Here is a 23,032-nt window from a genome sequence, read left to right as displayed (position 1 = left end):
CCGAACGGGCAACATGGTTCCGGAACCTGGGCGGCTTGCCCGCATTGACGGGTGTATGCGCTGGGACGCCACTTGACATGGAGGCGGACCGATTGCTTCCGTGACCTGGATCATTGCGATCTTGTTTCGGAAGGGGCTCCTTCGCATGACTTCCACCCGCCGGCGCACCGCGCTTCGCCGGACCACCGCCGGCGCGTTCGCGTTCGGCCTGGCTCTCACGGCGGTGACGGCGCAAGCGGCGCCGGCCGCCGCTCACACCTCCACCTCCGCGCCCAGCCTGGGCGCGAACGTCACCGTCTTCGACCCGAGCATGCCGGTCAGCCAGATCCAGGCCACCCTGGACGCGGTGAACGCCAAGCAGGTCGGCAACGAGATGGGCACCGACCGCTACGCGTTCCTGTTCAAGCCGGGCACCTACGGCACCGACGCGCAGCCGCTGCAGATCAAGGTCGGCTACTACACCGAGATCGCCGGCCTGGGTGCCAACCCGGGCGACGTGGTGATCAACGGCAAGGTCGAGACCTACAACCGCTGCCTGGAGAACGACGGGACCAGCAACTGCCTGGCCCTGGTCAACTTCTGGCGGACCGTGGGCAACCTGACCGTCAACATCAACGGGGCGGGCCAGGACGGCTGCCGGCAGACGGCCAACTTCTGGGCCGTCTCGCAGGCCGTCTCGCTGCGCCGCACCCAGTTCAACAACGGCACCCTGTCGCTGATGGACTACTGCACGGCCGGCCCGCAGTACGCCTCCGGCGGCTTCATCGCCGACTCCAAGGCGCAGACCATCGTGAACGGGTCGCAGCAGCAGTGGCTGACCCGCAACAGCGAGGTCACGAGCTGGTCGAACGGCGTCTGGAACCAGGTCTTCTCGGGCGTCATCGGCGCCCCGGACGACTCGGCGTTCCCGAACCCGCCCTACACCACGCTGGCGAAGACCCCGGTCAGCCGGGAGAAGCCGTACCTGTTCGTCGACGCCAAGGGCAGCTACCAGGTCCACGTCGCCGCCGCGCAGCGCGACACCGCCGGCGTCACCTGGGACTCCCCGGGACGGAACATCCCGCTGAGCGACTTCTTCGTCGCGAAGCCCGGTGACTCCGCCGCGAAGATCTCCCTGGCCGCCGCGCTCGGCAAGAACATCCTGTTCACGCCGGGTGTCTACGACATCGACCGCAGCATCGACATCTGGCGGCCGAACACCGTGGTGCTGGGCATCGGCCACGCGACGCTGACCGCCACCAAGGGCTCCACCCCGCTGCAGATCGAGGACGTGCCCGGCGTGATCGTGGCCGGCATCTCGATCGACGCCGGCTCGCAGAAGTCGTCCGCGCTGCTGCGCGTCGGCCGGGGCGGGCACAGCTTCCTGACCCAGCCGAACAACCCGACCACGCTGCAGGACGTGTACTTCCGCGTCGGCGGCCCGCACGTCGGCAAGGCCACGACCGCGCTCGAGGTCAACAGCGACGACGTGCTGATCGACCACACCTGGGTGTGGCGCGCCGACCACGGCGTCGAGGGCTTCACCGGTGGCGACACCGAGCGGTGGAAGACCAACATCGGCACGTACGGCGCGATCATCAACGGTGACGACGTCACCGCGACCGGCCTGTTCGTCGAGCACTTCCAGAAGTACAACACCGTCTGGAACGGCAACGGCGGCACGACGGTGCTCTACCAGAACGAACTGCCGTACGACCCGCCGACGCAGGCCGACTGGATGAACGGCAAGGTCGAGGGTTACGCGGGTTACAAGGTCGGGGACAAGGTCAAGACCCACCAGCTGTACGGGGCGGGCGTCTACGTCTTCAACCAGAACAACCCGTCGATCCACACCGAGAACGGCTTCGAGGCTCCGCAGCGACCGGGCGTGCAGCTGCACCACATCATGACGGTGAACCTGAGCGCCGGCGTGATCGACCACGTCGTCAACGGCGTGGGCGACGCGGCGGACACCACCAAGGTGGGCGTTCCGGTGTACGTCAACCAGTACCCCGCCGTACCGTAATGATGATCTTTTGAACCATGCGGTGGTCACCCTCCTTCCGGAGGGTGACCACCGCGTTTCTTTCTGTTTCCGGTACGGGTAATCCCCGGTGATGACTGCCGCGACCAGCACCGAACCGTCGCTCAATCGGGTGATCGGGCCAGGACTCCTGCTGCTTTTCGTGATCGGCGACATCCTCGGCACCGGCGTCTACGCGCTGACCGGGAAGGTCGCCAACGAGGTGGGCGGCGCGGTCTGGCTGCCGTTCCTGGTGGCCTTCGTGGTCGCCCTGCTGACCGCGTTCAGCTACCTCGAACTGGTGACGAAGTATCCGCGGGCGGCCGGCGCCGCCCTCTACACACACCAGGCGTTCGGCCTGCACTTCTTCACGTTCATGGTGGCGTTCGCGGTGATGTGCTCCGGGCTGACCTCGGCCTCCAGCGCGGCCAAGGCGTTCGCCGGGAACTTCGGCTCGGCCGTGCACCTGGACTCCTTCCCGACCGTGGTCGCGCTCGGCTTCGTCACGCTGATCGCGCTGGTCAACTTCCGCGGCGTCGGCGAGAGCGTCAAGGCGAACGTGGTCCTGACCTGCGTCGAACTGACCGGGCTGCTGATCGTGATCGGCGTCGCGGCGTGGGCGCTCGGCGCCGGGAAGGGCGATCTGAGCCGGCTCGGCGACTTCAACACGCCGCCCGGCGACAGCGTGGTGCTGTCGGTGACCGCGGGCACCGCGCTCGCCTTCTTCGCGATGGTCGGCTTCGAGGACTCGGTCAACATGGCCGAGGAGACCCGGGACCCCTCGCGGACCTTCCCCAAGGTGATGCTGACCGGCATCTGCGTGACCGGGGTGATCTACGTCCTGGTGGCGATCTCGGCGGTCGCCCTGGTCCCGCCCGCCGACCTGGGTCAGGGCGAGACCCCGCTGCTCAAGGTGGTGCAGGCCGGGGCGCCCGGGTTCCCGCTCTGGCTGTTCGCCTGGATCACCATGTTCGCGGTGGCCAACAGCGCCCTGATCAACATGATGATGGCCAGCCGGCTGCTGTACGGCATGGCGAACGAGGGCGTCCTGCCGCGGATCCTCGGCCGGGTGCACCCGTCCCGGCGTACCCCCTGGGTGGGGATCGTCTTCACCACGCTGATCGCGTTCGGGCTGATCTGGTTCGCCGACCTGACGGCGCTCGGCGGGACCACGGCGCTGCTGCTCCTCTGCGTGTTCACGGTGGTCAACGTGGCGGTGCTGGTGCTGCGCCGGGACCCGGTCCCGCACCGGCACTTCCGTGCGCCGACGGTGATCCCGGTGCTCGGAGCGGTGGCCTGCGCGTTCCTGGCGAGCCCACTCAGTGGACGGGCCGCCGCCGACTATCAGGTGGCCGGGATCCTGCTGCTGATCGGGGTGGTGCTGTGGGCGATCACGTACGCGGTGCACCGTTCCGCACCCCGAATCGATCCCACCCATTCGTCATAGTGAGCACCCTGCTCGTGGCTACTGATGGTGATGTGCGAAGCTGCCCGCTACCACATGCACCCTCATCTCCTGCCCGGAGGCCCGATATGGCTGAAATTCTCTCCCTTGTGGCCGGGCTCGTGATCGGCCTGATAGCTGGATGGTTCATTCGTGGTCGCCGCGACGGGGCTGAGGCTCCCGCGGTGGCTGCGCCGGCTGCGACGACCGAGACCGTTCCCGCCCCCTCCACCTCTTCGACCTCGGCCCCTTCTTCGGCCTCTTCGTCGGCCCTGGAGGAGTCCGACTCGGTTGCTTCGCCGGCTGAGGAGATCGCTCCGATCGCCGTCGTCGAGTCCACCGAGTCCACCGAGTCCATCGCCGTCATCGACGCGGCCCCGGTCGCCTCGCCGGAGTCGGCCGAGGAGACCTCCGCGGACGACACCGTCACCGAGCGGGTCGTCCCGGCCGCCGCCTCGGCCGAGGTCGTCGAGCCCGAGCCCGTGGTCGTGGTCGCCGAGCCCGAGGTCGCCGAGCCCGTCGCGGTTGACGAGCCGGTCGAGCCGGTCGCGGTCGTCGAGCCCGTCGCCGCTCCCGAGCCGGTGGCTGCCCCGGAGCCCGTCGCGGCCCCCGAGCCCGTCGCCGCCCCCGAGCCGGTCGCCGCGGCCGAGCCCGTCGCCGCCGAGCCCGCCCCGGTGCAGGAGTTCTTCGAGGAGCCGATCCCCGAGGAGGCCGAGGAGGCGTCCCCGATCATCGAGCCCGCCGCGGGCCCGGTCGAGGAGTTCCCGCCGGCGCACGTCCACGAGCCGGACGACCTCACCAAGATCCCCGGCATCGGCCCGAAGGTCGCCATGGCCCTCGCCGCGGCCGGCATCACCACCTACTCGCGGCTGGCCGACTCGGACGCGACCGACCTCAAGAAGGCGATCGCGGCGGCCGGCATGCGCGGCTCGGCGAGCCTGGTCACCTGGCCCGCGAAGGCCCGCGAACTGGCCGGCACCACCAACTGATCGGGTGGGTCCGGCCTCCTCCGGGGGGCCGGATCCACGTTGTCGCGAAAACTGACCCTGAAGAAGTAGCAAGTCAGGAGCGCCCCCGCCGATGTGAGGGGCTGTCCGGTTGCCAGCAAGTTCTTCAGGAGGTCCCGATGACCACGATCACCGCCACCGCGTCGTCGTCCGACAGCCAGGCTGCCTGGGCGCGGCTGCAGGCCTCCCGCCGTCAGCTGGCCCAGGACCTGATCCCGGTACAGGCCGACGCGCAGACCATCACCGCCGACCGCGCGGCCGTCGCCGCCGCCGAGGCCGAGCTCGCCCGCCTCCAGGGTGGCCGGGACGTCGTCTCCGGAAAGGTCGCCGCCACCGCGGTGCAGGCCGAGAGTGCCGCCGTCGCGCAGGAGCGGACGGTACAGGCCACGCAGACCAAGAAGGACCTGCCGTTCGGCCGCGCCCTCGACGTGACCGTCTGACGGATCCCCTCCCTCGACGTGACCGCCCGACGGAGCCCCTCCCCCGGTGTGACCGTCTGACGGATCCCCGACACCCCCGGATCCGGTGAAAACGGCACATCGCCGCGAACCGCCCGGGAAGCCCGTCCAAGACCACATCGGCCCAGCTAGATCGCCGCACAACGGCCGGAACCCGACAAAGATCAACAACGCAAGGTCATCACCCGCGGACAGTTCGTAATCATCCAGGGGTTCCGGCTCGGCTCCGAACGTCGCACCATGGACCGAGGGTGATGCGATGAGCGGGCGACGGCTGGCAGTTGTGGTGACGGTCGAGCACCATGACGATCCGGTCCTGCGCAGATACGCGGTGCCATCGGCGGACGTGCGAACTCTCGCCGCCGCCCTGGGCGACCCGGGTCTGGGCGGATTCGACGTGGAGTTCCTCCAGGATCCGGAGACCTGGGACGTCTACCAACGGTTGCAGGCCCTGTGCGACGGCCGGACCGGGGCGGACAGCCTGCTGGTCTATTTCCGCGGCATCCTGCTCACCGGCCCCAGCGGTGGCCTCTACCTGGCCACCCCGGACACCGTCATGCAGCGTCCCGCCGACACCGCCGTCGACGTGACCCGGCTCGACGCGCTGATCCATCGCAGCCTGGCCGGCCAGGTCGTCATCGTGCTCGACGGGCGCACCGGCGGCCCGGTCGACGCCGGCGCCTACTTCCCCGCCGCGCGCGCCGCGGGCGACCGCAGCCGGGTGGTGATCACGGCGGCGGCCCGGCCCGAGCCGCCCACGTTCGCCGGCCTGCTCGCCGACGGCATCCGGAGCGGCGCCGCCGACCGGAACCGGGACGGGTACACCGGGATCGACGAGGTCTTCGACCACCTGCTGGAGCGGGATCCGTCCGTACGCCACTGGGTCTTCGGATCCGGCCGCCAGCCGTTCGTGTCCAAGGTGCGCAAGCCCGGCAGTGATCAGATGGGGTTGATCGCCGAGCTGGCCGCCACGGCCGCCGGCACCGATCTGAGCCAGGCCGCCCAGGCCCGCACCACCCTGGCCCGCCTGGCCACCGGCAACGACCGCGTCGCCGCCGCCGCTACCGCGGCGCTGCGCCGCACCTCCCTCCGACTCGCGGAGGCGGCGATCGATTTCGGCCGCGTCGCTCCAGGCAGCAAACAATTGGACGTACGGGTGGCGGTCACCGGCCCGCCGCTGATCGCCGCGTCCCGGATCGTCACGTCCGTCGACGCCGTGCGCGCCACGTTGGAGGGCGACCAGCTGCGGGTCTCCTGGCTCCCGACGGCCGGCCGGTTGACCGCCGAGGTGACCGTGGAGGGCCCGGCCGGCTCCGCCCACCTGTCCGTCACCGGCGAGGTCTCCACCCAGGGCATCCCGGCCCCGGACTCCCCGCCCCCGGGCATCCCGGCACTGGGCTCCCCGCCCCTGAGCTCCCCCGCCCTGCGTTCTCCGGCCCTGGGTTCCCCCGCCCTGAGCTCCCCGGCCCCCGCCACACCCGACTCCGCCGGGCCGTTTACCCCCGCCACCCCCAGATCCACCCCATCCGCTGCCGCCGCCGCCCCCGGAGCCGCCGGCCCCCTCGCCGCCACCCCCGGAGGCGCCGGTCCCCTTGCCGCCGCACCCGGACTCGCCACGCCTTTCGCTGCCGCGCCCTCTGCCGGCGCGCCCGGATTCCGCTCGGCCACCGGCAACCCCCAGCCGAGCTCTGGTGTCCCGGTCACCGCCCAGCCGACGTCCGGCATCCCGGCAGCCGCCCAGCCCACGTCCGGCGCCCCGGCTGCCGCCCATCCCAGGTCCGGCGCCCCGGTTGCCGCCCAGCCCACGTCTGGTGCGCCGAGCGCAGGCCAGCCCGTCTGGCCCGGCGCGCCGGTCGGCCCGCAGCCGAACTGGCCCGGCACCCAGCCCGGAGGCCCGGCCCAGCCACGCCGCTCCGCCCCTCCCGGCCAGCCACTGGCCTATCCAGAACCTCCCCCGCAGCCGGCACCGCCCGGCCAGGCATTCACCCTGCCGACCTCGGACGCACCCACCGAACGGTGGCCCAACCAGCCGGCCTCCGGACCGCCGAGCGCGCCGTGGGCAGATCAGCAGCCGCTGAGCACCCCGGTCGACCCATGGCCCGACGCACCAACCTCCAACGCGCCGAATTCCGGCGTCCCCTCATATGGCTTCCCGTCACCCGGCATCCCGTCTTCCGGCGCCCCGTCACCCGGCATCCCGTCATCTGGTGCCCCGTCACCCGGTGTCCCGTCCGGCAGTGTGTCGGCCTCCGACAGGCCCACCTCCGCCGTGCCGTACCCGGGGATTCCAGCGCAGCCCAGCCCTCAGAATCGGGCGCCAGCCGAACCGGAACCAATCCCGCAAGCCTCACACGGCCCCTGGTCAGGTGCACCGCACCGCCCCGGAACCCCCGCCACCTCCTGGTCCAACGGCGCCACCGAGGAACTGTCCCGCCCGAGCGGTACCTGGTGGGCCCAGGTCCCGGACGCCGGCCCCCAGCCCCCGGCCCAGCGACAGCCCACTCACGACAACGCACCCACCGAAGCGGCAGGGATCTCGGCGGCGGACATCTGGCCCGGCTCTCCGGCAGAACCGGCTACCAGCGCGGAGAGCCTCGGCCCGTGGCCAAGCTCGCCCGCAGAACCTGCGGCCCCGTTGATCTCCGCAGCCCCGGCAGCCCCGGCAGCCCCCACAAGCCAAACAGAGCCCGTGACCCCGCCAGAGCCCGCGCCTCTGGAAGAGCCCGCGACGCCGATGGCCCAGGCAGCCGTCGCGGTCCCTGCGGAGCCTCCGGTCACGGTGGAGCCTGCGGTCACGGTGGAACCTGCGCTCCCGGTGGTTCTCACCGCACCAGCAGAGACCGAGGTCCCGGCGGAGGCTGCCGGCGCGGCCGCAGGTCCGGCCACGGATGCGCAACCGGCGCAGACTTCGTCTACCGAACACCAGCCTCTCGAACCTGACCACCAGCCGGAGAACGGCAAACCGCAGGCGACCGAGCCCGCACCCACCTGGTCGAACGTCGCCCCGGCCTGGTCCGACGCCGCCTCCGGCGGCCCGTCCACAAGCCCCGGTAGCACCGGAAACGGGCAACCCAGCGCCCCTGAGACCCAGTGGACCAGCCCCGACCCGGCCGCTGAAGGCCAGGAGTCGCCGGTCCCGTCTGCCGTCGCGCAGACGGAAGCAGTCGCGAACCTCGAAGAACCGGCAGATCGTCAGTCCGCCGACGACGCCGAGAAGCGCTCCGACGCGAGCACGGTCGGGGTAGCAGCGGCTGGAGCCGCGGCCGGCGGTTTCGTCGGAAGTTGGCTGGCCACACAGTCGACGCCGAGCCAACCCAGCAACCAGGCGGATCACCCCGACGAGCAGGCCGACCAGCCCGGCACCCTGGCGAGTCAGCCGCACGAGCAGGCCGACCAGCCCAGCACCCAGGCGAGTCAGCCGCACGAGCAGGACCGGTCCGGAGACCTCCAGCCCGCCCACGGCCACGAGACCACCGGAGCGCCGGTTTTCGGGATCCCCAACGCCCCGGGATCCGAGAGCGCGCCGTCGATCTCCAGCTCCCCCGCCGGACCGTGGCCCGGTGACCAGGCAGCGGGCCGCGGCGTATTCGACCAGGCCCAGCCCGGTTTCGGATGGCAGCCGCCAACCACCGTTGCCGCATCCACACCATCGAGCAGCGAGCCGCAAGCCACCGATCCCGGATCGCCGCTGTCGAGCGCCCCACCGGCAGTTACCGATCACGTATCGCCGCTGTCGACTGCCCCACCGACAGGGGCCGTTCCCGAATCGCCGCTGTCGAGCGCCCCACCGGCAGCCGCCGCTCCCGAATCGCCACTGGCGAGCGCCCCACCGGCAGCCGCCGCCGCTCCCACGTCGGCGGTGCCTGGCGCGGGCACCACCGGGCAGTGGCCTGGCGCCGGGCCGGGATCGATGCCACCGCCTGTCGGCTTCCCGGAGCAGCAGGCGGAAGCTTTGCCGAGCACCGAACAGTGGCCCGGTCCCGGGGTGGACACGACGCTCGCGAACTCCGGCTTCCCGGAACAGCGGACGGATGCGGGCCATGCCGGGCAGTGGCCGGGGGCCGGCGATCCCGACGAGACCTGGGCGAATCAGCCCGGCGGACACCAGGCGCCCTCCTGGGAGGCTGGATCCGCGGCGGCCGCGGCCGGTGGTTGGCCGCGCCCGGCGCAGCAGAGCGACGAGACGACCGTTCCGAACACCGGCTGGCCGGGGACCGCGGAACCCCCGTCGGGCCTGGCCGGCTCGCCCAGAGCAGGTGGCCCGCCGATCGGACCGGCGCCGACCGGCGGCCTGGCGGGTGCCACGCCGACCAGCGGCGGGATCGCCGGATCGCCGTCCGGCCGGGTCACCTGGGACGGGCCGGGCGACTGGGAGCAGAGCACCGTCGTCCCCGGCCCGGGAGGTTGGACCGGAGCGCCCGCCGAGCAGCCCCAGTGGCAGGGCGCGGGAGCCAACGCCTGGCCGACCTCGCCCGCCGGGTGGCCGGCTTCGCCGAGCTGGCAGCAGCCACCGGCCGGTCCGCCGGGCGTAGCGGGCGGCGACGCCCCGTACGGAAAGAATCCGCCGCATGGCCGGCGGCGCCTCAGGGTGGCCGGGATCCTGCTTCTCGCGTTGATTCTCGCGGCCGGCGCCTACCTGGGGATTCGTTACGCGAACGGGCGCAAGAACAACCCCGGACCGGAGGCGGCGCCGACGCAGACCGTGACCCAGCAGCCCGCGCCGACCACCCTCCCGACGGAGCCGACCGCGGCGATCCCGGCGAGTCTCGGCGTTCCGGTCGTGGTGGACACGATCAAGGCCGTCGGGCGGGAGCCGGAGGGCGTCGTGGTCGCGCCGGACAACCGGACGGTCTACGTCGCTGACCAGGGCGCCAAGGCCGTGTTCTTCGTCGACGCGACGACCGGCAAGGCGAGCTCGATCCCGGTGCCGAACACGCCCCGGTTCATGGCGTTGTCCGGAGACGGCACGCGGCTCTATGTGTCGATGTTCGAGAACGACTTCAGCGCCAACGCGATGGCGGTGATCGACACCGCGAAGCGCAGTGTGCTCACGTCGGTGCCGACCGGGCCGCGCCCGTTCGAGCCGGCGGTCGCGCAGGACGGGCGGGTCTGGCTGCCGATCCACAACGGCGCGCGGGTGGAGATCTACGACGGGGAGACGCTGGCCAGGCAGTCGCAGATCAGTGTCCCGCCGAACCCGCACTGGATCGACTTCACGCCGGACGGCAAGCGCGCCTTCACCTCGGACCACGAGTCGAGCAGGATGTCGGTGATCGACACGGCGACCCTGAAGGTGCTGGCCAACGTGTCGGTGGGCCGTTCGCCACACAGCGTGGCGATCACGCCGGACGGGAAGACAGTCGTGGTAACGAATTACGACGTCAACACCGTCGAGACGTACGACACGACGACGCTCAAACTCACCCAGCGTTACAAGGTCGGCAAGCTGCCGCAGGCGGTGATCGTGTCGCCGGACGGCGTCCACGCCTACGTGGTGAACGAGGGCTCGGACACCCTGTCGGTGCTGGACCTGAAGACCAAGAAGCTGGCGGCCACGGTCAAGGTCGGCGACAGCCCACGGGTGGTCGCGCTGTCGCCGGACGGCCTGCGGCTTTACGTGACGGCCGGGCGGGACGGGGCGGTCACGGTGCTGAAGGCCGCCGAGGGGTGACCGGTAGTCTCGCCGGATGCGCCTGCTGACCTTCAACACCCTGTTCACCGGGGATGTCCGGCCACGGCTGCGGGCGCTCGGCGAGATCCTGCGGGAGTCCGATTTCGACATCGTCTGCCTCCAGGAGGTGATGTATCGGAGCAACGCGGCGCTGCTCCGGCGGCACTTTCCGCACTCGGCGTGCGCCGGCACGGTCGTACTGAAAGGGGGTCTGGTCCTTCTTTCTCGTCTGCCGATCGACCGCTGGCGTTTCGTCCGGTTTCCGCTGGCCGGGCCGGCTCGTCCGGAGTTCCTGATGCGCAAGGGCGCGCTGTTCGCGGAGATCGGCGACCTGGTCGTGGTGAACACACACCTGTCGGCGAACCGCGACGACGACTGGTCACCGGGCAACCGGTACACCGTCGTCGAGCGTGGTGAACTCGACGTGCTGGCGCGCGAGCTGGCCGGGATCGATCAGGCCCGCCCGGTGGTGGTCACCGGCGACCTCAACCTGCCCCGGGATGCCGAGGTCCTCGCCGATTTCCGGGAGCGCGCCGGGCTGGCCGACGCGATGGCCGGGGACACCCGCCCGACCTATCGCCCGTCGCCGCAATGGCCGAATCCGCCCGCATTCGATCACCTCCTGGTCAGAAATGCCGGAACCGCGCACGCCGATCTGGCCCTGCGGGACGAGGTGGCCCTGCCCGGCGGGCGGCGTGCGCACCTATCCGACCACTATGGAGTGGCAGCGGAAATAGTTCTTTAGAAGGGTTTTTCGGCGAGGATTGCCTGGTAACTTCGCCGCATGGCAACGGAATCCGGCGTCGATCGCGGCAAACTCAGCAGGCTCGCCGAGCGTGAGCGGGCCACCTTCGCCGAGCGTCACCCACGCTCCGCGGCGGCGTATGGGCGCGCCGACCACCTCTTCGGGCGCGTGCCGATGACGTGGATGAACAAGACCGCGGCCGGCTTCCCGATGTATCTGAAGACCGCCCGCGGCAATCGGCTGACCGACCTCGACGGCAACGAGTTCATCGACTTCTGCCTGGGTGACACGGGTGCGATGGCCGGCCACTCCCCCGCGCCGGTGGTCGCCGCGGTGACCCGGCGCCTCGGCGAGCTGGGCGGCGCGACCACGATGCTGCCGACCGAGGACGCCGCGGTGGTCGGCGCCGAGCTGGCCAACCGGTTCGGGCTGCCGTTCTGGAGTTTCGCGCTGACCGCGACCGACGCGAACCGGTGGGCGATCCGGCTCCTGCGCGCCGTCACCGGTCGGCAGAAAGTGCTGGTCAACAGCTATTGCTACCACGGCTCGGTGGATGAGTCGCTGATCGTCGTCGGGCCGGACGGGCACGGCCGCAGCCGCGAGGGCAACGTCGGCGCGCCGGTCGACGTGACCGAGACCAGCCGGGTCGCCGAGTTCAACGACCTGGCCATGCTGGAGCGCGAGCTGGCGCACGGTGACGTGGCGGCGGTGCTGATGGAGCCGGCGCTGACCAACATCGGCATCGTGCTGCCCGAGCCCGGCTACCTGGCCGGCGTCCGCGAGCTGACCAGGAAGTACGGGACCTATCTGATCAACGACGAGACGCACACGTTCTCGGCCGGGCCGGGCGGGGCGACCCGGTTCTGGGATCTCGAGCCGGACGTGCTGACCATCGGCAAGGCGATCGGTGGCGGCGTGCCGGTCGGCGCCTACGGTCTTTCCGCGGAGCTGGCCGACGCGCTGACCGGCCGCGCCGACCTCGACCTGGTCGACATGGGCGGCGTCGGCGGCACTCTCGCCGGCAACCCGGTGTCGATGGCCGCGACCCGCGCGACGCTGGAGGAGGTGCTGACCGAGGGCGCGTTCGCCACGATGATCACGACGGCGTCGGCATTCGCCGACGGCATTCAGAAAATCATTTCGGCGTACGGCGTTCCGTGGTCGGTGAGTCGCCTCGGTGCCCGGGTGGAGTATCGGTTCGCCGCCCCGGCTCCGCGCAACGGCACCGAGTCGGCGGCCAGTGCTGACGCCGAATTGGAGGACTTCCTGCACGTCTACCTGGCGAATCGTGGGGTGCTGCTGACCCCGTTCCACAACATGGCGCTGATGTGCCCCGAGACGACCCTCGACGACGTCGCCCGCCATCACGAGATCTTCGACCAGGCCCTCAGCGAGCTGACCGCCTAGGACCCCGTCCGGCGGGCTCGGCGGCGTTCGGTCAGGCGGCGGGCTTTGACGTGGGTACCGCAGTCCTCCATCGAGCACCAGCGGCGGGTGCCGTTGCGGCTGCGGTCCAGGAAGAGCCAGCCGCAACCGCCTTCGTCGAGTGGGCAGGTTCGCAGGCGGCTGCGGTCCGCCGTGCGCACCAGATCGACCAGGGCGTCGGCCAGCCGGTCCGGGATCATCCAGGCCGGATCGGTGCCGACGCGGAGGTGCGCTGGGCCGGCATCGCGGGCGGCGACCGGCTCTGAGTGGGCGCGCGCGGGGGCTTCGCGATCGGCGACGAGTTCGGCGCCGGCGCGGTCGGCGCCGGCGCGGTCGGCGCCGGCGCGGTCGGCGACGAGTTCGGAGCGGGCGCGGTCGGCGATGAGTTCGGAGCGGGCGATTGCCTGGGACCAGCGGTGGGTCAGCTCGGGGAGTCGGGCGCCGGCCAGCACCGGGTCGATCAGGGCGCGCAGGGCGCGCGCGTCGGCCAGGGCAGCCTCGCCCGCTTCCAAGGGCGACGGTGCAGGTTGAGCAGGCGCGGGCTGCGGCTGCGCGGACTGCGGCTGCGCGGGCTGCGGCTGCGCGGGCTGCGGCTGCGCGGGCGGGGGTGTTGGGAGGGGCAGTGCCCAGGCTGCCGCGATTAGTGGGGCTTCGGGCTCGGTGACTACGCCGGCCAGGAGGGCCCAGGCCAGCAGGGCTTGCGGGGTGGTCAGGTGGTCGGTTTCCACGATCACCGTTGGCGGCACCGTCGCTCTGTCGGACAGCGGGGGGCTGGGTGGGCGGGGCTCGACCGTGTTGGCCAGGTTCAGGGCCGGGTGGCCGCCGACGATCCGCATGCTTCCACCATAGCTCTGGACGGTGGTAGCGTCGGTAGTAGCTACCACCGAGCCATGGTCAAGGGGGAAGCACATGCGCGTGTGGATCACGGTCGGGGCGCTGGCGCTCTCCACCTTCCTGTACGTGACGATCGAGAACCTTCCGATCGGGCTGCTTCCCCAACTCGCCCGGGGGCTCGGCGTCAGTGACTCCGCCGCGGGACTGCTGGTCACCGCATACGGGCTGGTGGTCGTGCTGACCACACTGCCGCTGACCCGGTTCGCGCACCGGTTCGGGCGGCGCCGGCTGATCACGTTCCTGCTGGCCGTCTCGGTGGCCGGGACCGTGCTGTCGGCGCTGGCGCCGTCCTACCCGGTGCTGCTCGGCGCGCGGATCGCGGTCGCCATGAGCCAGGCCGTGTTCTGGGCGGTCATCACCCCGGCCACGGCCGCGCTGGTCGAGCCGGGCCGGCGGGGCCGGGCCATGTCGGTGCTCTTCGGGGGTAGCTCGATCGCGCCGCTGCTGGGCATCCCGGCCGGCACCTGGCTGGGGCAGCAGACGAGCTGGCGGGTCGCGTTCTTCGCACTCGCCGGGATCGGGCTCGTGGTCCTGGTCGTGGTCGCCGCGCTGATGCCGGAGCTGCCGCCCGGCGGGAGTGACGCCGACCGGGGCACCGATCCGGATCCGCGCCGGTTCGGGATTCTGCTGGTCACGGTCGCGCTGCTGGTGACGGGTTCGTTCACCGCGTTCACCTATGTGAACCAGTTCCTGACCGAGGTGAGCGGGGTCGGCGAGTCCGCGGTCGGCCCGGTGCTCTTCGTCCGGGGCGTGGCCGGGCTGGCCGGGGTGCTGTTCGCCGGGTGGGCGGCCGGGCGATACGCGTGGCCGGGCCTGTTCGGGGTGGTCGCGATGCAGGCGGTGGCGCTGGGCGGGCAGTTCCTGTTCGGCGGGAACGTCGTGGTGGCGATCATCGCGGTGTCGCTGACCGGCGCCGCGTTGTCCGGGTCCACAGTCTTGCAGGCCGCGCTGATCCTGCGGCTCGCGCCGGGCCGCACCGACTCCGCTTCGGCGGCCACGTCCACCGCGTTCAACGTGGGGATCACGGCCGGCGCCGGGCTCGCGAGCCTGCTGGTGGCCGGCACCGGCCCGCGCGGCCCGGTCCTGGTCGGCGCCGCGGTGACGGTGCTCGCCCTCGCCACCGCACTGATCAGAACCGGCCGCGGAGCAAGAACCGGCCGCCGCGAGAAACCGGCCACCACCCAAGAACCCGCCGCCGCCTGAAACCGGTGGCCACGCAAGAACTCGCCGCCGCCTGAACCGGTGGCCACGCAAGAACTCGCCGCCGCCTGAACCGGTGGCCACGCATGAACCCGCCGCCGGAAAGCGCAAGAACCCGCCGCCGAGTCCTCACCCCAACGGCCGAGGTGGCCGGAACGTGAAGGCATACATGCCACGACGGCCCGCCGCGTGCAGGTCGAGGCTGTCCGGCAGCCAGGCGCATTCGAACAACTCGCCGTCGACCCGCATCGCCGCCACCGGCTGCCACTCCGGATCCTCGCCGAGCCCGGCCAGCGGCCATACCCGCAGCTCACCCGCCGAACTGGTGGTCGCGAGCCACTCCCCGTCCGAGGAAATCGCACCGTGGGTAGCCGCACCGAGCGAAAAAGAGGACGACGTCGAGGCCGACGCGGGGAACGAGGCCACGGCGGCCGGCCGCAGACCTCGTACGTCGAAAAGCTCCAAGCCGGACCCACTGATCACCGCGACCTGATCAGCGACCTGATGGATGGCCCGGATCTCGCCGGAGGCCGCGTGCGCCACCGGCCGCGTCCGATCCTTGGTGTAGTGCCAGACGACGAGGGCCCCACCGGCGTCCGCGATGATCATCCGGTCGCGGGGCAGGAAGGCCGCCGCCCGGATCGGGTGTTCGTGCGCCCGCCGGTAGACGTCGGGCCCGGTGACCGAGCGGATCTCCAGCTCCCCCCGGGCGTCCCAGCGCGCGAAGAGATCCGTGGTGACCGCGCAGTCGACCGCGCCGGCGTGCATGGTGTCCGCCCACGCGTCACCGACATTCCGCAACAACGCGGTGCCGTTGGAGCAGACCGCGACCAGCCAGGTCCCGTCCGGGCCGAACGCGCACCGCAGCACCGGCTCGTCCCAGCTCCAGATCGGCCGGCTCGCCGAGCCCTCCCAGAGCCGGACCACCCCGTCCTGCCCACCACTGACCAGCGCCGCGCCCGAAGAATGGACGGGCGAAGCACCCGAAGGCTGAACACTGCACGTGTTGACCCAGTCGACCGGCCCCCCGACCGTCTCCTGGACCAACCGCGGCAGATCCCACACTCGCGTCGACCCATCACTCCCCGTGGTCACCAACGTCCGCCGATCCGGCCCGATCGCGCACCCGGTCACCCAGCTCGGATGCGCCCGGACCACCGCGACCTCACCCCCGTACCGGTCAAACACCCGGACCGTCCCGTCCTCCCCACCGGAGATGATCCGATCACCGAACGCGACGATCGCCCCCAGACAGCCCCGATGCCCACCGAGAGTGACCACCGCTCCGGCCTCCCGCAGCGGATGCACCCGGATCTCCCCGTCGATGCCCCCGATCGCGGCCCACAACGGCGTGATCGCGAACCCGATCACCCCGGCCCGACCCGCCGCCACCAGCGCCTTCCGCCGCCCGCTGCGCAGCTCGTGCCCGGCCACCGCGCCTTCCTCGCTGACCGTCAGCACCCGGTCGTCGTCGAGAAAAGCGCATCCGACCAGCTTCTCGCCGGCCTGGTGCCCGAGAATTCGCCAATTCCCGGCGGCGTCGAGGACAATCAATTCTCCGGTGCTGCTCACCGCGGCGATCCGGTGATTTCCGGGCGCCGCGGCAAGCCCGAGAATCTCCCCGTTGGCGGTCCACAGCACCCTTTCCTGGCGCCGCGCCACCTCCCACGCGCGCAGCGTTCCGTCGCTGCCGCCGGACACCAGATAACCGCCGTCGAATGTCACCGCAAGCGCTTTCACCGCGCCCTGGTGCCCGGTGATCCGGGCGGTCACCGCGCCGTCCACCCAGTCGTGCAGGGTGATCACCCCGGCGTCGCCGGCGGTCGCGATCCAGTCGCCGTTGGGCGAGATCACGACGCCGTCCAGCCACCCGGCGTCCCCGGCGATCACCCTGGTCAGGCTGTCCGGGCCGACGTCCGGCAGCGGCCAGCGGGCGATCAGCCCGGCCCGGGAGCGCTGCGCGGTGATCAGCGCGGCGACGTCCGCGGCGATCTCCGGGGCCCCGGCGAGGCGGGCGAGCAGCACGTCGGTCAGGGCTTCGGCCGGCCGGATCGGGTGCAGCAGGTGGGCGCTGCGGGACAGCCGGGCCCGCAGCGCGACGGCCCGCGGATCCGGCATCCGGGCCAGGTCGGCGACCGCGGTGGCGACTCCGAGCAGCGGAATCTGCACGGCGAGCCGGCGCAGGTCGGTGACGGCCGCGAACAGCTCGTCCCACCAGCGCGCCTCGCGCAGGTGAAACCCCAGGTGCCGCCAGAGGTAGCGGTCCGCTTCCGGCAGCGTCCACCACGGCCCGCCGCTGCGCGGACGGGACATTTCCACCAGGCGGCGATTCACTTGCGCGATTTCCGGGTCCGGCAGGCGATTGCGGAGGTACGCCCGGAGCACGTCATGCATCCACAAACCCTCGGACGTTCGCCGGACGAGCGAAAGGCGGCTCAACGCCGTACGCAAATGGTCTGTCTCCAAGGGTGACAAACCGCCCGTGCCGGACCACAGCGAATCGGAGACGGGGTCCGGAATCGGACCGTGCTCCGGAAAGATCCCCAGTTCCAGAAAGCGCCGCCGGTCCGTTTCCGGAAGCAGGTCCAGGGCGGCGCCGACGAATCCGTCGACGGCCCGGTCCCGCTCCCCCGGCACGGTCAGGTCGAGCGCGACCCAGCCGCCCGCGCCGAGCTGGTCGATCAGCTGGTGCGCGGACAGGCCCTGGCGCAGCATCCCGTTGGCGATCGCGATCAGCAGCGGCCAGCGGCCGGTCAGCGCGAGCAGTGCGCCGAGGTCCGGCAGCGACAGTCCGGGCAGGTCGCGAGTGAGCAGCGCGGTCGCGTCGTCGTGGGTCATCTCGCCGACGTCGATCCGGGGCAGGTCCACCGGGAGCACGCCGCCGACCCGCGTGATGATCAACCGGCGGCAGCCGGCGTCGAGGAACGGCGCGAGCTGCTCCGGGGTCCACACGTCGTCGACGACCAGCAGGATCGGCGGGCGGAACGCCAGCTCGGCGGCGAGGCGCTCGCCGGCCTGCGCCGGGGTGACGACGCCCGGCGGCTCGCCGGTGAGGTGCAGGATCAGGTCGGCGATGACCGCGGCGAGCGCCGGGCCGGTGGCCTCCTGGCCGATGCTCGCCCAGAGCACGCCGCCGGGGAAGCGGTCGCGCAGCTCCCGGGTGACCTGCCGGGCCAGCGTGGACTTGCCGATGCCGCCGGGCCCGTGCAGGGCGACGTCACCGGTGTACAGCCACTCCCGCAGCCGGGCCTGGAGCGTGGTGCGTTCCACCAGGTCGTCGCCGGGGTCGGCGGCCATCCAGGGTGCCTGCCGCGGTCGCGGGACCGGCGGCGGAGCCATCTCGGGGTTGCGCAGGCGACCGGCCCATCGCCGCCACCGTAAGCCGTCCGTCACAGGTTGACCAACGGCGTGGCGACGGGCAGGTCACTCCTTCTACTTCGTTACCAGGCTTTTCAACGTGGTGACCAGGCTGTGATTGCTGACCTCGGCATAGATCTTCTTGTCCGGGCCGACCAGCACCGAGAACGGGCAGGTCGTCTCGTTGCCGGTCAGCTTCTTGTCCATCAGCACCTTGCCGGTGGCCACCTCGACCACCCGCATCCGCCAGTTCGCGTGGTAGAGCGCGACGGTCTCCGGTTCCGGGTCGTCGTACTTGCAGCTGCGGATCTTCGCGCCGGCGGTGGTCCGGTCCAGGCAGGCGGCGAGCTGGACGGTCTTCGGGGTGCGGGGCGCCCAGGTGTTCTCGTCCGACTTGCTGGTGCCCTCGTCCTCCAGGTAATACGTCCCGTTGTTCCAGCGCACCGCGGCCGGACCGTCCTTGATCAGCAGGACGACCGGGTGCGGGGCCTTGCCGGCGCGCTTCGGCGAGGCCGGGAAGAAGGCATTCTCGTCGCAGACCTGATTCAGGTCGTAGATGTCCTTCAGCGGGGCGGTGGCCGCCTGCGGCCCGGTCGACTCGGGGACCGGCGCCGTCGTCGGCGCTCCGGACGGGAACGGGAAGTCGGACGGCCAGGCGAACGGCTGGTTCTGCCCGAAATCGTCGTTGGCCGAGCTCTTGCCCCGGTCCGTGGCGAGCATGTAGACGCTGCCGGCGCAGAGCAGGCCGATCACCACGACCGCGGCGACGATCACGCCGGCCAGGACACCGCCGCGCCGGCGGCTGGCCGGGGAGGCCGGGGGCGGGGGCCAGCCGGGCGGGGCGTACTGACCGGCGGCCGGGAAGGCGCCGGGCGGATAGGCCCCCGGCGGTGGCGGAGGAAAGGCGCCACCCTGCTGCGGCGGCGGATAGGCACCACCGGGCGGCGGGTAGGCACCACCCGGCGGCGGGAAGGCAGCGCCCGGAGCGGGCGGCGGGTAGCCACCCGGCGGCGGATAGGCGCCGGCCGGGGGCTGGCCACCGAACGGCGGGGGTGGCTGCGGGAACGGGAACAGCGGCGCGGGCGGGCCGTTCTCCGGCGGAACGGGCGGGGTCCACGGCTCGACGGGCGGCGTTGCGGCCCCCTCGGCCGGGCGCGCCCACTCCGAGACCGGCTCGGCCGGCGGCGCCGGCTCCGAGGGCGAAGGCGAAGCGGGCGGCGCGGGCGGCGCGGCGAACGTCGGATCCGGCGACCCACCCCCCGACGGTGCTGAAGTCGGATCCGGCGTGTGATCGCCCTCCGGTGTCGTCCCCGTGCCGCTCACTGGCGTTCCTCCCCTGTCTGATGCGGGTCAAATGTATCGAGAACCATCACATCCGACGAGGCCGGGTGGCCCCTGCGCCGCCACGCGACGCAGGGGCCGGCCGGTCAGGGACGCGTGCTGCTCTGGCTGCCCGCGGTCACCGTGGTCACCTGGGTGCCGGAGAGTGTCCCCCCGGTGTACAGCCCGCCACCGACCGCGGTGCCGGCGACCGACCCGCCGGTGTACACCGCGTACGTCGTCCCCCGGGTGATCTGCGACGACGAGAAGACCACGCCCTTGAACGCCTTGGTCGACTTGTACGCCGCGATCTGCGTCCCGGACGTGGTCGCCAGGTGCACGATCGTCCCGGCCGCCTGGTTGGCGCTGAACGTGACCGACACCCAGCCCTGTCCGGAGCTGGGCAGCGTGCTGGTGGAGGCGCTGATTCCGGTGGAGAGCACCGTCCCGCCGGTGATGGTGAGCGCCCCGTTGGAGTCCAGCCCGCCCTCGCCGCCGCCACGGGTGGCCGACCCGCTGACCACCACGGTGCCGCCGCCGATGGCCAGCGCGCCGTTGGAGTCGAGCCCGTCGGTCCCGCCGCTGACCACGACGGTGCCGCCGGTGATCGAGATCAGCGCGTTCGGCGAGTTCTGCATCTCGCCGTAGGCCGGGTCGGACGCGTTGAACGCGTCGTCGGAGGCGGTCGCGCTGACGCTGCCCCCGGTCACGTAGACCTTGAGCCCCTCCACCCCTTCGTACGACTTGGTCACGTTCACCGTGCCCGCCGAGACGGTGACCGCCGCCTCGGCGTGGACCCCGTCGTCGCCGGTGGCGACCGTGGTCGTACCGCCGTCGACGGTGACCGCCCCGTCCGAGTGCACCCCGTCGTCCGAGGCGTCGACGCTCGCCGTGCCCCCGCTGATCGCCACCAGCACACCGGCCTTGAGACCCTTGGCCGAGGTGTCACCGGGCGTGACCGTGCTGCCGCCGCCCGACTTCGCGGTGATCGCGCCCCCGGCGAGCAGCACGTCGGTCTCCGCGGTGATCGCGTCGCCGGTCGCGGTCACGCCGGCGGTGCCCGCTCCGAGGTAGACGTATCCCCGGGTGGCGTCCTCGGCGTTGTCGGACTTGAGCCCGTCGCCGCCCGCGGTGGCGGTGATCGTGCCGCCGTTGACGATCACGTAGTCCTTGCCGCGGATCGCGTCGTCACCCGCCGTCACGGTGATCGTCCCGGCGTCGATGACCAGGCCGTCCGAGCTGTTGATGCCGTCCGCCGCGGTGCTGGCGACGGCCAGCGAGCCGGTGCCGTCGACGGTGAGGTCGGCGGCCGAGTCGAGCGCGTTGCCGGCCGACGAGGTGAGCCGGTTCGTGGTGCCGGCCGGCAGGTAGACCAGGGCCTCGTCGGCGGCCACGATGTTCAGGGCGGCCGCGCTGTTGGTCACGGTCACGCCGTTGAGCAGGATGCGGACGATGCCGTCGCCGGTGCTGTTGACCACGATCTGGCCGTTGGTCAGCGTGCCGGAGAACCGGTAGGTGCCGGCCGCGCCGATCGTCACCGTCGTGCCCGAGACCGTGACGTTCGCGCTGGTGCTGCTCGCGCCGCTGCCGGTGAGGGTGACCGCGGCGACGTCCGATTCGTTCCAGACCCGGTCGGCGGCGCTGTCGTGGCTCGCCTGGTTCGCGGCGAGCGCGGTGGCGGCCGCGGTGCCGGCCGCCTGGGCGGGCGCGCTGACCAGGGCGAGCGCGGCCGCGGCGACCGCGACCGGGGTGACCAGCCGGGGAATGCTGGGCATGGTGAATCCTTCCGTAGGGGATGGGGATCGTGCCGAAAAGAATCCAGATCAAGACCAAGATCAAGATCTTTGTTGCCTACGCTGCGGCCGATAACTGATCGCCGCTCCCGCGGGGACCCTTCCGGGTCTCGCAAGGGCGCGGGGCGCCCAGAACACGAGACCCGCAAGGGCGATGTCCGTGGGTGGTCGCGGTTTCAAAGGACCCACGCGAGCCGCCCGCCGGCTCAAGGCCCAGCCGCGCCGCCCGGTCCCGGCCGGCGAGCGCGGCACGTGCCTGACCGCGGTGCGGGTCGCGGGCCGGCCGGCGGGCGAGGTGGCTGGGCCCGGCTAGCGGGCGAGGTGGCGGCGCAGGGTGCGGCGCCACGGGGCGGACGGCAGCTCCGGGCGCAGAGCCGCGAGCCCGGTCGCGTACTTGGAGATCCGGGCCGGACGGTGCCCGTGTGCCCACAGCAGCCGGTCGACCGGGGAGGCCGCCGCGCCGGTCTTGGTCTCGATCACCGCGAGGTGCGGCACGCGCAGCTCGGCGCCGTCCGCCCCGGTCCAGCTCAGGTCGGTGTCGAGAGTCGCCCGGGAGTCACCCACCGGCTGATAGAACGTGGTCCGGCGATAGTGCGTGACCAGGGTCGGCGCGAGCCCCGCGACGGCCCGCTCGCCGAGCACGCTCGCCACGAACCAGCGGCCCGGGTCGACGGTGTCCTGGTCGGCGAGCTGATACGGCAGGCGGCTCTTCACGGTGCCGCCCCGGCTCCCTTCGGTCTTGACTTCCAGCCAGCACTGGCCGGAGTCCACGTACGTACGCGTGCGAATCTTGAAGCGACGCCGGCGCCGCTGGGCCGCGAGCCGGAAGCTCACCAGGTCCGGCGTGTCGAAGTAGACGGACCGGTAACGGAACGTGCGGTTCCCGTCGATCTCGAGCACCCGGGTGGCCGGGTCCAGCCCGGGCAGCAGGGCCAGCGCGGCGTCGAGGCTGAGCACGTACTTGCGGTCGACCCGGGTCTGCAGCGCCGCCTTCTCCAGCAGCTCGGGCAGCGCGATCGCGCCGAGGCAGGCCAGCGCGTTCATCGGACCGCCTCGACCAGGGCGGCGGCCGTCGAGTAGCGGACCTCGACCACGGTGGTCTCGTTGACCAGGTCGACCCGCTCCACGGCGACCGCGTGGATCCGGGCGCCGAGCACGCGTTCCACCTGGGCGATCAGCGCGGTCCGGTCGGTGTACGCGGCGTCCAGCACCAGCACCTGCCGCTGGTAGGAGCGGAACAGCCGGGGGTGGTCACCGAGGTAGATGACCAGCAGGATCAGGGCCATCAGGGCCGGCCCGAGCCACGTCTCGCCGACGGTCAGCGGCCCCAGGATGCCCAGCGCGAGCGCGGAGAAGTAGTACGCCACCTCGTGCTGGTCCAGCTCGGTCGAGCGGAGCCGGATGATCGACAGCACCCCGAACAGGCCGAGTCCGAGGCCGGCGCCGGCCGTGCTGGAGCTGAGCGACCCGGCGACCGCGAGCACCCCGACGTTGACCCCGAGGTAGGCGACGACCAGGTCCCGCCGGCGGTGCCGGGGGAAGTAGAGTCCGAAGACGAGCACGCACACCGCCAGGAGATCTATCCCGAAGAGCAAGATCCGGTGCATGGTGGGGCGACCTCCCGGGGGTTCCCGGCCGGTCCGCTGAACGGAATCCGGCCGCAAGGTTACGTATCGGTGAACTTCGATGGCTACGGTAAGCGCTTTCCTCGGCCCC

Annotated in this window: 14 protein-coding genes; 8 read left to right on the top strand and 6 right to left on the bottom strand. The window is 71.9% G+C overall.

Annotated features, from left to right (window positions below; all coding sequences use genetic code 11):
- Positions 1-145 precede the first annotated feature (145 nt).
- From L3i22_RS12565 to L3i22_RS12535, 7 genes are all read left to right on the top strand, one after another.
- Positions 146-2,005, top strand: a complete 1,860-nt coding sequence (locus L3i22_RS12565; RefSeq protein WP_221327139.1) for an adenylyl cyclase — start codon at positions 146-148, stop codon at positions 2,003-2,005.
- A gap of 91 nt (positions 2,006-2,096) precedes the next feature.
- Positions 2,097-3,449 (top strand): APC family permease, encoded by a 1,353-nt coding sequence (locus L3i22_RS12560; RefSeq protein WP_221327138.1) that lies wholly within the window; start codon positions 2,097-2,099, stop codon positions 3,447-3,449.
- Between the two features lie 182 nt (positions 3,450-3,631).
- The gene (locus L3i22_RS12555) at positions 3,632-4,435 is read left to right on the top strand and encodes a helix-hairpin-helix domain-containing protein (RefSeq protein WP_221327137.1); all 804 of its coding nucleotides are present in this window, start codon (positions 3,632-3,634) and stop codon (positions 4,433-4,435) included.
- Between the two features lie 137 nt (positions 4,436-4,572).
- The gene (locus tag L3i22_RS12550) at positions 4,573-4,893 is read left to right on the top strand and encodes a hypothetical protein (protein ID WP_221327136.1); all 321 of its coding nucleotides are present in this window, start codon (positions 4,573-4,575) and stop codon (positions 4,891-4,893) included.
- Positions 4,894-5,170: 277 nt separating this feature from the next.
- The gene (locus L3i22_RS12545) at positions 5,171-10,582 is read left to right on the top strand and encodes a beta-propeller fold lactonase family protein (RefSeq protein ID WP_221327135.1); all 5,412 of its coding nucleotides are present in this window, start codon (positions 5,171-5,173) and stop codon (positions 10,580-10,582) included.
- A gap of 16 nt (positions 10,583-10,598) precedes the next feature.
- Positions 10,599-11,327: an endonuclease/exonuclease/phosphatase family protein gene (locus L3i22_RS12540; RefSeq protein WP_221327134.1), complete on the top strand. Its 729-nt coding sequence runs from the start codon at positions 10,599-10,601 to the stop codon at positions 11,325-11,327.
- Positions 11,328-11,366: 39 nt separating this feature from the next.
- Positions 11,367-12,734 (top strand): transaminase, encoded by a 1,368-nt coding sequence (locus L3i22_RS12535; RefSeq protein ID WP_221327133.1) that lies wholly within the window; start codon positions 11,367-11,369, stop codon positions 12,732-12,734.
- Here the strand turns inward: L3i22_RS12535 and L3i22_RS12530 are convergent.
- A complete protein-coding gene (locus L3i22_RS12530; RefSeq protein ID WP_255658166.1) occupies positions 12,731-13,588 on the bottom strand; it encodes a CGNR zinc finger domain-containing protein in 858 nt (285 codons plus the stop codon). The two genes, L3i22_RS12535 and L3i22_RS12530, sit on opposite strands and share 4 nt — an antisense overlap.
- A gap of 73 nt (positions 13,589-13,661) precedes the next feature.
- Between L3i22_RS12530 and L3i22_RS12525 the strand changes: the two genes are divergently transcribed.
- Positions 13,662-14,849, top strand: coding sequence for an MFS transporter (locus L3i22_RS12525; RefSeq protein WP_221327132.1), 1,188 nt, complete (start codon positions 13,662-13,664; stop codon positions 14,847-14,849).
- 126 nt (positions 14,850-14,975) lie between these two features.
- On the opposite strand, the gene L3i22_RS12520 is transcribed toward L3i22_RS12525, so the two are convergent.
- The 5 genes from L3i22_RS12520 to L3i22_RS12500 form a co-directional block, all read right to left on the bottom strand.
- Entirely contained in the window at positions 14,976-18,143 is a 3,168-nt protein-coding gene (locus L3i22_RS12520; RefSeq protein ID WP_221327131.1) for an NB-ARC domain-containing protein, read from the bottom strand.
- A gap of 135 nt (positions 18,144-18,278) precedes the next feature.
- On the bottom strand, positions 18,279-19,526 hold the full coding sequence (locus L3i22_RS12515; protein ID WP_221330618.1) for a hypothetical protein: 1,248 nt from the start codon (positions 19,524-19,526) through the stop codon (positions 18,279-18,281).
- Between the two features lie 104 nt (positions 19,527-19,630).
- Positions 19,631-21,298, bottom strand: a complete 1,668-nt coding sequence (locus L3i22_RS12510; RefSeq protein ID WP_221327130.1) for a carbohydrate-binding domain-containing protein — start codon at positions 21,296-21,298, stop codon at positions 19,631-19,633.
- 327 nt (positions 21,299-21,625) lie between these two features.
- On the bottom strand, positions 21,626-22,360 hold the full coding sequence (locus tag L3i22_RS12505) for a polyphosphate polymerase domain-containing protein (RefSeq protein WP_221327129.1): 735 nt from the start codon (positions 22,358-22,360) through the stop codon (positions 21,626-21,628).
- Positions 22,357-22,923: a DUF4956 domain-containing protein gene (locus L3i22_RS12500; RefSeq protein ID WP_221327128.1), complete on the bottom strand. Its 567-nt coding sequence runs from the start codon at positions 22,921-22,923 to the stop codon at positions 22,357-22,359. The genes L3i22_RS12505 and L3i22_RS12500 overlap by 4 nt, the downstream gene beginning before the upstream one ends.
- Between the last annotated feature and the right edge of the window lie 109 nt (positions 22,924-23,032).

It is taken from the genome of Actinoplanes sp. L3-i22, assembly GCF_019704555.1.
In the GTDB taxonomy this organism is placed as follows: Bacteria; Actinomycetota; Actinomycetes; order Mycobacteriales; family Micromonosporaceae; genus Actinoplanes.
This window is presented reverse-complemented; position numbering and strand designations above follow the sequence as displayed.

Excerpts from the sequence above, each read along its gene's own strand:
- L3i22_RS12505 (WP_221327129.1), bottom strand. The coding sequence starts at position 22,360 with ATGAACGCGCTGGCCTGCCTCGGCGCGATCGCGCTGCCCGAGCTGCTG.
- L3i22_RS12540 (WP_221327134.1), top strand. The coding sequence starts at position 10,599 with ATGCGCCTGCTGACCTTCAACACCCTGTTCACCGGGGATGTCCGGCCA.
- L3i22_RS12525 (WP_221327132.1), top strand. The coding sequence starts at position 13,662 with ATGCGCGTGTGGATCACGGTCGGGGCGCTGGCGCTCTCCACCTTCCTG.
- L3i22_RS12500 (WP_221327128.1), bottom strand. The coding sequence starts at position 22,923 with ATGCACCGGATCTTGCTCTTCGGGATAGATCTCCTGGCGGTGTGCGTG.
- L3i22_RS12560 (WP_221327138.1), top strand. The coding sequence starts at position 2,097 with ATGACTGCCGCGACCAGCACCGAACCGTCGCTCAATCGGGTGATCGGG.
- L3i22_RS12565 (WP_221327139.1), top strand. The coding sequence starts at position 146 with ATGACTTCCACCCGCCGGCGCACCGCGCTTCGCCGGACCACCGCCGGC.
- L3i22_RS12520 (WP_221327131.1), bottom strand. The coding sequence starts at position 18,143 with ATGGCCGCCGACCCCGGCGACGACCTGGTGGAACGCACCACGCTCCAG.
- L3i22_RS12550 (WP_221327136.1), top strand. The coding sequence starts at position 4,573 with ATGACCACGATCACCGCCACCGCGTCGTCGTCCGACAGCCAGGCTGCC.
- L3i22_RS12510 (WP_221327130.1), bottom strand. The coding sequence starts at position 21,298 with ATGCCCAGCATTCCCCGGCTGGTCACCCCGGTCGCGGTCGCCGCGGCC.
- L3i22_RS12530 (WP_255658166.1), bottom strand. The coding sequence starts at position 13,588 with ATGCGGATCGTCGGCGGCCACCCGGCCCTGAACCTGGCCAACACGGTC.
- L3i22_RS12535 (WP_221327133.1), top strand. The coding sequence starts at position 11,367 with ATGGCAACGGAATCCGGCGTCGATCGCGGCAAACTCAGCAGGCTCGCC.
- L3i22_RS12545 (WP_221327135.1), top strand. The coding sequence starts at position 5,171 with ATGAGCGGGCGACGGCTGGCAGTTGTGGTGACGGTCGAGCACCATGAC.